General features: G+C 39.9%; 3 protein-coding genes. 1 reads left to right on the forward strand and 2 read right to left on the reverse strand.

The genetic code is table 11. The features are described from left to right. A partial coding sequence (locus tag EGI31_RS14585) for a 3-coathanger stack domain-containing protein (protein WP_374760694.1) occupies positions 1–857 on the forward strand: 857 nt, incomplete at its 5' end. Between the two features lie 141 nt (positions 858–998). Here EGI31_RS14585 and frr read toward each other — a convergent pair. Together frr and EGI31_RS14595 are read right to left on the reverse strand one after the other, a co-directional pair. Further along, positions 999–1559: a ribosome recycling factor gene (gene frr / locus EGI31_RS14590; RefSeq protein ID WP_255037189.1), complete on the reverse strand. Its 561-nt coding sequence runs from the start codon at positions 1557–1559 to the stop codon at positions 999–1001. A gap of 20 nt (positions 1560–1579) precedes the next feature. After that, positions 1580–2042: uridine monophosphate kinase (locus EGI31_RS14595; protein ID WP_255037926.1), on the reverse strand; the 463-nt coding region annotated here is incomplete at its 5' end.

The following is a 2042-nucleotide window of genomic DNA, read 5'->3' on the forward strand; positions in this document are numbered from 1 at the left end:
ATGAGATCAGCAGCATTGGCAACTACGACGGAACAGTAAGTTATACTTTCAGCCCAGCGGGCCCATCGGTGATTGCAGGTGGAATAGTAAGTGGCATGACTTTAGGCACCAGCTATACGGTGACTGCAACCAAAGGAAGCTGTACCTCGGTAGCATCGGCCATCTTCAGTAACGATATGATGTTGCAAACTCCTTCTATTTCGTTAGTTGCTTCTGCTTCAATTTTAAACTGCAATGTACCTTCAGTCACTATAACAGCATCTGGTAGTGGTAGTTATTTATGGAATACGGGTGAAACTACTAATTCTATTATAGTGGATACGGCTGGTACCTATATAGCCACACTTTCAACTGGATTTGGATGTTCAATAAGTGATACTATAGTGATATCAAAAGAAGATTCGTTAAGTTTATTGGTTGTTAATCCTCCTGTAAGTTCTTCGGTAGATATTACTGATATTGCTTTAAGAACTGGATCTATAATGCCAGCGGCTACGGTTATTACGTATCACACAGATGCAGCGGGTACAATACCTTTAGCAAATCCGAATGCGGTTACGATACCTGGTACGTATTACATTAAGGCAACTACACCTGGTGGTTGTGTTCAAATAAAACCATTAATTGTTGTAGTAGTTAGCAGCCCTTGTCCAAATGAGATAGTTTTAAGAAATCCTGCTGATAACATTAATGGTACTGAAACTAAAAAAGCAGCTGTCTTAATTAACGCAAGCAACAAGTTAAGCCCAACCTCAAAAGTAACTTATCAAGCAGGAGGTTCAGTAACTTTGAACCCTGGTTTTGAAACATCTTCAGGCTCAGTCTTCAAAGCTGAAATCAAAGGTTGTGACAATTAGAATGTACATATTTAAGGAAATTCATTAGAGCAAATCAAAAATGCAGACTTCTTTGAGGTCTGCATTTTTTTTAGATTTTTGGAACAAAAAAAAAGCCCGATTAAAAATCGAGCTTTCGGAGACTTAATATTTTGAGAAAACCTACACCTGCATAATATCGGTTTCTTTGGCCGCAAACATCTGGTCGGTTTTGTCTATAAACTGGTTGGTGAGTTTTTGTACCTTCTCTTCACCAATTTTAATGGCGTCTTCAGAAACACCATCGTTTTTGAGTTTTTTGAGGTCATCGTTGGTTTCTTGGCGTACCTTTCGAATATTGACCTTAGCCACTTCAATTTCTTGCTTAACCTTTTTTACCAAATCTCTACGGCGTTCTTCGGTAAGTGGCGGTACATTGAGTCGGATGGTTTCGCCGTCGTTGGCTGGGTTTAGGCCTACGTTGGAGTTGATGATGGCCCTTTCTATATCTCCAATCGTTTTTCTTTCGAAAGGTTTTACCTGAATGGTGCGGGCATCAGGTGTGGTAAGTGACGATACCTGAGAGATAGGTGTCATGATACCATAATATTCAACTTGTATGCCGTCTAACATGCTGGTACTGGCTTTACCGGCTCTTATTTTAGATAATTCTATTTGCGTGTGTTTCATGGCTCGCTCCATAGCGTCCTGAGCCATATCCAACAATAAATCTATTTCTTCCATTTTATAAAAGTATATTTTTCTTATTTCACCAACGTTCCTATTTTTTCACCTTCTACCAATCTCAAAAGGTTGTTTTCTTGGTTCATATCAAAAACGATAATGGGCAATTTGTTTTCTTTACAAAGTGTAAAGGCCGTCATGTCCATCACTTTAAGTCCTTTTCCTATCACTTCGTCAAACGATATTTCGTCGTATTTTGTTGCATCCGGATTTTTGCGGGGATCGTCAGAATAGACACCATCTACACTTGTTCCTTTGAGCAATACATCGGCTCCAATTTCTACGGCTCTCAATGCACCACCAGAATCCGTGGAGAAATATGGATTGCCTGTTCCTGCTCCAAAAATCACTACTCTACCTTTTTCTAGGTGACGGATCGCTCTTCTACGTATAAATGGCTCGGCTATTTGCTCCATCTTAATGGCAGACAACAAACGGGTCTTTACGCCTTCGCTCTCTAAAGCACTTTGAATGGCCATACCA

The organism is Lacihabitans soyangensis, from assembly GCF_024343775.1.
Taxonomy (GTDB): Bacteria; Bacteroidota; Bacteroidia; order Cytophagales; family Spirosomataceae; genus Leadbetterella; species Leadbetterella soyangensis.

Excerpts from the sequence above, each read along its gene's own strand:
- frr (WP_255037189.1), bottom strand. The coding sequence starts at position 1,559 with ATGGAAGAAATAGATTTATTGTTGGATATGGCTCAGGACGCTATGGAG.